General features: G+C 38.9%; 5 protein-coding genes. All 5 read right to left on the reverse strand.

Annotated elements, in window-relative coordinates; genetic code table 11:
• Window positions 1-9: 9 nt before the first annotated feature.
• On the reverse strand, window positions 10-1,470 hold the full coding sequence (gene gatA, locus D1953_RS04695; RefSeq protein ID WP_119116005.1) for an Asp-tRNA(Asn)/Glu-tRNA(Gln) amidotransferase subunit GatA: 1,461 nt from the start codon (window positions 1,468-1,470) through the stop codon (window positions 10-12).
• A 12-nt stretch (window positions 1,471-1,482) separates the two neighbouring features.
• Window positions 1,483-1,773 (reverse strand): Asp-tRNA(Asn)/Glu-tRNA(Gln) amidotransferase subunit GatC, encoded by a 291-nt coding sequence (gene gatC / locus D1953_RS04700; protein WP_119116006.1) that lies wholly within the window; start codon window positions 1,771-1,773, stop codon window positions 1,483-1,485.
• Window positions 1,774-2,114: 341 nt separating this feature from the next.
• Window positions 2,115-3,284: a CamS family sex pheromone protein gene (locus D1953_RS04705; protein ID WP_119116007.1), complete on the reverse strand. Its 1,170-nt coding sequence runs from the start codon at window positions 3,282-3,284 to the stop codon at window positions 2,115-2,117.
• 12 nt (window positions 3,285-3,296) lie between these two features.
• Window positions 3,297-5,300, reverse strand: coding sequence for an NAD-dependent DNA ligase LigA (gene ligA, locus D1953_RS04710; protein ID WP_119116008.1), 2,004 nt, complete (start codon window positions 5,298-5,300; stop codon window positions 3,297-3,299).
• Window positions 5,301-5,321: 21 nt separating this feature from the next.
• Window positions 5,322-7,382 (reverse strand): DNA helicase PcrA (pcrA, locus tag D1953_RS04715; RefSeq protein WP_119116012.1); only part of this gene is annotated, 2,061 nt, incomplete at its 5' end.

Genomic DNA, 7,382 nt, shown 5'->3' on the forward strand with positions numbered 1-7,382 from the left:
TTTCACCCCTTACAGTTTAGGAAATTGTTTATGAAAATCTGTTGCTTGCTCAAATGCATGAGCTGTGCGGTAAACTGTGCTCTCATCAAAATGCTTACCGATAATTTGTAGGCCTAGTGGTAATCCCTCTTTAGAAAAGCCACATGGAATCGAAATACCTGGTACCCCTGCAAGGTTTACTGGAATTGTTAAAATATCGTTCGCATACATCGTTAACGGATCCTTTAACTGCTCACCAATTTTAAACGCTGGTGTCGGTGCAGTCGGTCCAATAATAACATCGTATTTTTGGAAAACGTCTTCGAAATCTTTTTTAATTAATGTACGCACCTTTTGTGCTTTTTTATAATACGCATCGTAATAACCAGAGCTTAATGAGAATGTTCCGAGCATAATACGGCGTTTTACTTCGTCACCAAAGCCTTCTGCACGTGTTTGCTTGTACATATCAATTAAGTTTTCTGCATTATCTGTACGGTAACCGTAACGAACACCATCGAAACGAGCAAGGTTTGCCGAAGCTTCTGAAGAAGATAATAAATAGTAAGCAGCTAGGGCATATTTAGAATGTGGAAGAGATACTTCCTCCCACTCTGCACCTAAGCTTTCTAATACTTTTAATGCTGCTAATACAGAATTGCGCGCTTCTTCTCCAACACCTTCACCAAGATATTCTTTTGGAACGGCAATCTTCAAGCCTTTTACATCACCTGTTAATGCGTTCACAAAACTTGGTACGTCAACATTCGCCGATGTTGAATCCATTGGATCAAGTCCAGAGATGGCTTCAAGTAAGTATGCATTGTCTTCTACTGTTCTTGTAATTGGACCAATTTGGTCAAGAGATGACGCAAATGCAACTAAGCCAAAGCGAGAGACACGACCATAGGTAGGTTTTAAACCAACTACTCCACAGTAGGCAGCTGGTTGACGAATAGAACCACCCGTATCAGAACCAAGCGAGAATAATACTTCTCCTGCAGCTACAGATGCAGCAGAACCACCTGAAGATCCACCTGGTACATAATCTGTATTCCATGGATTCTTGGTTGCTTGGAATGCTGAATTTTCATTAGAAGAACCCATTGCAAATTCATCCATATTTAATTTCCCAATTGTAACCGTTTCTACTTGTTGCAGCTTCTGTACAACGGTTGCATCATAGATTGGGTCAAAGTTCTCCAAAATTTTGCTTGCACAAGTTGTACGTAAATTTTTTGTAACGATATTATCTTTCACACCAATTGGCAACCCAAATAAAGGATTTGTTGTTTCGCCTTTCGCTAACTTTTCATCCAATTGTTTCGCTTGTGTACGTGCATTTTCTTCGTCTAATGTTAAAAACGCTTGTACTTGACCTTCCACCTGTCCGATTCGTTTATACGATTCGTCAACAAGATCTGTGACACTAATTTCTTTATTATGTAAACGCTGATGAAGCTCTGAAACCTTTTGTTCGAACAACGACATCCTGTTCCCTCCTTATTCAATAATAGATGGCACACGAATATACCCATCTTCATGATCCGGGGCATTCTTCACGACCTCTTCAATTGGTAAACCTGGTTTAGCTACATCTTCTCGCATAACATTTTTCATATCTAATACATGAGAAGTCGCAACTACTTGATCTGTATCTAATTCATTTAATTGCTCTGCAAATGAAATCATTTTACCTAGTTGATCTTGGAATTGCTTTGCTTCCTCTTCCGTAATCGCAAGACGGGCCAAATGAGCAACATGTTTAACTTGTTCCATAGAAATACGTGACATTCTCTTCACCTCCGCTAATTTTAGAAAAGCGCAAACGGCTGAAGCAGCTCGTTAGGAAATAGACATTGACTCAACAGGCACTATGGGCTTTTAAGAACCACCATCTTTTTCATACCGAGCTAGCCGCTAGACACTAAAATATCTTGAAAATTTTTAGACTTTTTTATTTTGTAAAACCGCTAAAATCATCCTTTAAATCATATCAAACTATTGCAGAATAAAGCAACATTGGAAACGTTGTCGAAATTCGAAACATCTACAATTATTTTCTGGGAAATAACAGAATCATGGCGAAATTTCCGAGAAAAAAGGATGAAGCTATAATCAGCTTCATCACTTTCCTACTCATAAATATGGACCGTTGGTTCATCCTGATTCGTTTCGCGGACAATTAACGCTTCTGGTCCGTTCACAGAAGTAATCGATACTTGAATGGAAATATATTTCGGGAATCGTTCCATAATCAAACCAGCTACGTATTGTGTAAATCCAATCGCTTCAGAATTTCCATAAAACTGAATCGGAATGTCAATATTTAAACTTTGTAGTTGCTTATCTATATAAAAAGCTCGTCCAATGACACCATTAAAGTTAGGAAAATATTGCTCTACATCTTCTTTAAAATTCGTAAAGGTATTCACATCATCACGATATTTCTGTTCAGCAGTTGAAGAAGGAAATAAATAATATTCTTCATCCAAATTGACCCATTTACTAATTTCACTCGATTTACGATTAACATTTGTATAGGAAATAAAATTCCCCGGCACAACGGATGATTTTTCTTTTTGTTCAAATAAAGCAATTGTAATCGGAATATCTTTCATCTCTTCCATTGAGCGTAGTCGCTTCAATACTTGCCCAGCAATTTTCTTCCCTTCATTTTCTAATTCAGATTTGCTAATATCTGTCTCGTACGTAGCCCCATATGCTTCCTTCTGATAATAATGAACGGAATTTAGTGCTAAACCAATCACGACACCACCAAGACTTACTTTATTGTTATCCGATTTAACCAAATAGTCGTGTTCTAAAATATGTGCTAAATAAATAGGGTTCTCTTCATTTCGTTTAGCAATATCGCCTTTGCCTGGATCAAGCGGATTTAATCCTAGATTCTCGGATTCTTTTCGATCTTTTTCTTTTAGCTGTTCTTTCGTATATTTACGTTCTAACCACCTAGAAATCGTTTTATTGTCCAATAGTTGTCCTTCTTGGAACAAATAGTCATCCGGGTCAAATTGAGTTTGAGCAATTCGCATTAAACCATTTTCAAATTCCTCAATGTCGTATCTAGTATTCAAATTAGAGACAACAAGACCACGGGCTTTCGATGGCTCAAATGGTAGAATCGTTTGATAGTACTCATCTGAAATTTTATATTTCGGGATGATTGCTTTTTCCTTTTTATCTTCTGAATCTTGGACCACCTCTTGTTCTTTATCAAAACTTGGGGCACACCCAGCAAGCAGCAAAACAAGAACCATTCCGAGAATGGAGTGTTTCTTCATCATGTACACCTCTTATTTATTTAATTCTTCAATGAGTTTCTCCTCATCCCATACGGTAATCCCGAAGCTTTCTGCTTTCGCAAGCTTAGAGCCCGCATCTTCACCAGCAATCACTAAATCTGTTTTTTTACTTACACTGCCCGCTACTTTTGCGCCTAGTGCTTCTAACTTCTCTTTTGCTTCATTCCTCGTTAATTGTACTAATTTCCCCGTTAAAACAACCGTTTTACCAGCAAAAATAGAATCTACTTCATCTGCCGCTACTGGCTTAGCCCCTTTATAAGCAAGGTTCACACCCACTGCCTCTAATTCATCGATTAATGCAGAAACTTCGTCTAATTCGAAGTAAGTCACGATCGAATCCGCCATCTTTTCACCAATTTCATTAATAGCCGTTAGTTCTTCAACAGTGGCCTGACGCAAAGCATGAAGTGTTCCAAATTGCTGAGCTAATGTTTTCGCTGCTTTTGCACCAACATGACGAATACCAAGACCAAACAGTAATTTTTCAAGTGAATTATCCTTCGACGCTTCAATCGCTTGAAGTAAATTATTAACGGATTTTTCTCCCATTCTTTCTAAGCTAATCAGTTGCTCATACGTTAGCTTATAAATATCCGCTACATCCTGAATGAGTTGTTCCTTAAACAATTGACTAATGACTTTTTCTCCAAGACCATCGATATTCATAGCCGTCCGTGAAACAAAGTGAATAAGTCCTTCTCGAATTTGAGCCGGACATTTTGGATTGATGCACCGTAATGCCACTTCCCCTTCCAGTCTAACTAGCTCGCTATCACATTCTGGACATTCTGTCGGCATATGAAATTCTACTTCGTCTCCTGTTCGACGATCTACTAAAACATTCACCACTTCTGGAATAATATCTCCCGCTTTTTTTACAACGACTGAATCACCTATTCGAATATCCTTTTCACGAATTAGATCTTCATTATGAAGGGAAGCACGTTGAACCGTTGTTCCAGCTACGCGTACAGGATCAAGAATCGCCGTAGGAGTTAATACGCCGGTACGACCAATTGATAATTCAATATCACGAAGAATTGTCACCACTTCTTCTGCAGGAAATTTATAGGCAATCGCCCAACGTGGACTTTTTGCCGTATAGCCTAATTGCTCCTGCTGCTCTAAAGAATCCACCTTAATAACAATTCCATCAATCTCATACGCTAAATGTGGCCGTTTTTCGGTCCAGCCTTCAATAAAAGCCAGTACATCTTCAATCGTCTCACAGCGTTTTCGTTCCTGATTCGTTTTAAAGCCAAGTTGATCGAGTAAGTCTAATCCTTCACTATGTGATCGGACACCTGTTTCTCCTATATCAGCAATGGCATAAAGAAAAATCGCTAAATTTCGCTTCGCTGCAATTTTAGGGTCAAGTTGTCGCAATGAACCAGCAGCTGCATTTCTCGGATTAGCAAAAGGCTCTTCTCCATTTTCTTCTTTTAATGTATTCAACGCTTCAAATGATTTTTTGGGCATGAACGCTTCACCGCGAACTTCGATAGTAAGAGGCTCTTTCAATTTTAACGGAATAGACTTAATCGTTTTTAAATTAGCGGTTATATCCTCTCCTATTGTACCATCTCCACGTGTCGCACCTTTAACGAAATAACCATTTTCATACTGAAGTGTTACGGCTAGTCCATCAATTTTCAATTCACACACATAAGAAAAATCATCGCCTACCGCTTGTCGCACTTTTCGATCAAAGTCCCGTAAGTCTTCTTCATTAAAGGCATTCCCAAGACTAAGCATCGGCGAAGTATGTTCTACTTTCTGAAACATGCTCAATACTTCACCACCTACGCGCTGCGTTGGTGAATCAGATGTTTTTAGTTCTGGAAATTTTTCTTCATATTCAATCAGTTCTCGTAAAAGTCGATCATATTCTGCATCTGGAACAGATGGCTTATCGAGGACATGATATTCATAGTTGTATTGATTTAATAATGCTTGTAATTCACGAACTATCTTTTCAGTTGGTACAGCCATAAATTCAGTCCTTCCTTTATTTTATACTTTTTCCACTGGGGCAAATTTGGCAAGCAAACGCTTTATACCCGTCGGACTCGGAAAGGCGATATCCAGCTCTTTTCCTTCTCCTTCTCCCTTCACACTAACAACCGTGCCAACTCCCCACTTTTTATGGGACGCTTTATCACCGACTGCCCAATCAATTCCCTCTCCTCCTGTCGCAGATGGAGTTGAAACTGCACGCCCAAATGAAGCTGGTGCTTTTCTCGGTGCCGTTGCTGACATTCTTGCTGTTGAACTAAAAGATTTTTTACTTTTAGGAGCTGGTTTTAAATCTTCCAATAGCTCTGCTGGAATTTCACTAACAAAACGAGAAACGGGATTCATATTCGTCCGGCCAAATAATGTCCGCATTTGAGCATTCGTAATAAATAGTTGCTCCTCAGCACGAGTGACGCCAACATACGCCAAGCGCCGCTCTTCTTCCATTTCTTGCTCATCTGTCAATGAACGGCTATGCGGGAAAACACCTTCTTCTAGGCCTATTAAAAAGACAATAGGAAATTCAAGACCTTTTGCAGAGTGTAGTGTCATAAGCGTTACTTGATCTTGTTCTTCAACTTTTTGTTCATCTAGTTGATCGATATCTGCTACTAACGCTAAGTCTGTCAAAAAGCCGATAAGCGACTTGTCTTCATTATTATCTTCAAATGCTTTTGTTACCGACAAAAATTCATCGATATTTTCTAAACGACTCTGCGCTTCGATTGTATTTTCTATTTGAAGCATATCACGATAACCTGTCTTATCAAGCACTTCTTCTACAAGCTCTGTAACAGACAAATATTCTTGCTGATTCGTATAGTTTCTAATTAAATTAGCAAATTCACGTGCCGCTTTTGTTGCTTTGGCACTTATACCAATCATCTCTACAGACTCAAGAGCTTGATAGATGGAAAGATCGTACTGCCGCGCATAATCCGCAATCTTATCCATTGAAGTGGCCCCAATCCCGCGCTTCGGCACATTAATGATACGGCGTAAACTAATATCATCGTCTGGGTTTGAAATCAAACGTAAATAGGCCAGTAAATCCTTAATCTCTTTACGATCATAGAATTTTGTCCCGCCAACAATGGTATAGTTCAGATTTGATTTTAGTAAAACTTCCTCCATTACCCGCGACTGGGCATTGGTACGGTATAAAATCGCAATATCAGATAATGTTTTTCCACTTCTTGTAAGATCATTGATTTTTCCAGCTACAAACTGTGCTTCTCCTTGCTCACTATCTGCACGATAATAGAAAATTTTCTCGCCTTCCAAATTTTCTGTCCAAAGATTTTTTGGTTTACGGTTACGATTATTCTCAATCACCTTATTGGCAGCTTCCAAAATCCGTTTCGTTGAACGATAGTTTTGCTCTAAGAAAATCATCGTTGCATTCGGATAATCTTTTTCAAAAGATAAAATGTTCGCGATATCAGCGCCACGCCAGCGGTAGATGGATTGATCCGAATCTCCCACTACGCATAAATTACGAAAACGTGAAGCTAATAGCTTTACAAGCATGTATTGTGCGCGATTCGTGTCCTGATACTCATCAACGTGAATATATTGAAATTTCCGCTGATAATATTCAAGCACTTCTGGAACACGTTGGAATAATTGAATGGTCATCATAATTAAATCGTCGAAGTCGAGGGCTTGATTTTTACGAAGTCGTTTTTGATATTCGGTATACACATCAGATACAGATTGCGTATAAAAATCAGCCGCTGTTTTCGCATATTCCTCCGGCGTAACCAGCTCATTTTTTGCGGAGCTGATGCTTCCTAAAATTGAGCGGTAATCATGTTTCTTAGGATCCATATTGCGATCTTTTAAAATTTGTTTAATTACAGATTGCTGATCCGTTGTATCTAATATTGAAAAATTGCGGCTAAAGCCCATGCGATCGATATCTCGGCGTAAAATTCGAACACACATCGAGTGAAACGTTGAAATCCAAATATCATCAGACGTGCCCCCTAAAATGCTGCGAATTCGTTCTTTCATTTCGCGAGATAGTGATAGGTAAGAGCCATCCTCATCATTCAG

It is taken from the genome of Peribacillus asahii (assembly GCF_003570725.1).
In the GTDB taxonomy this organism is placed as follows: domain Bacteria; phylum Bacillota; class Bacilli; order Bacillales; family DSM-1321; genus Peribacillus; species Peribacillus asahii.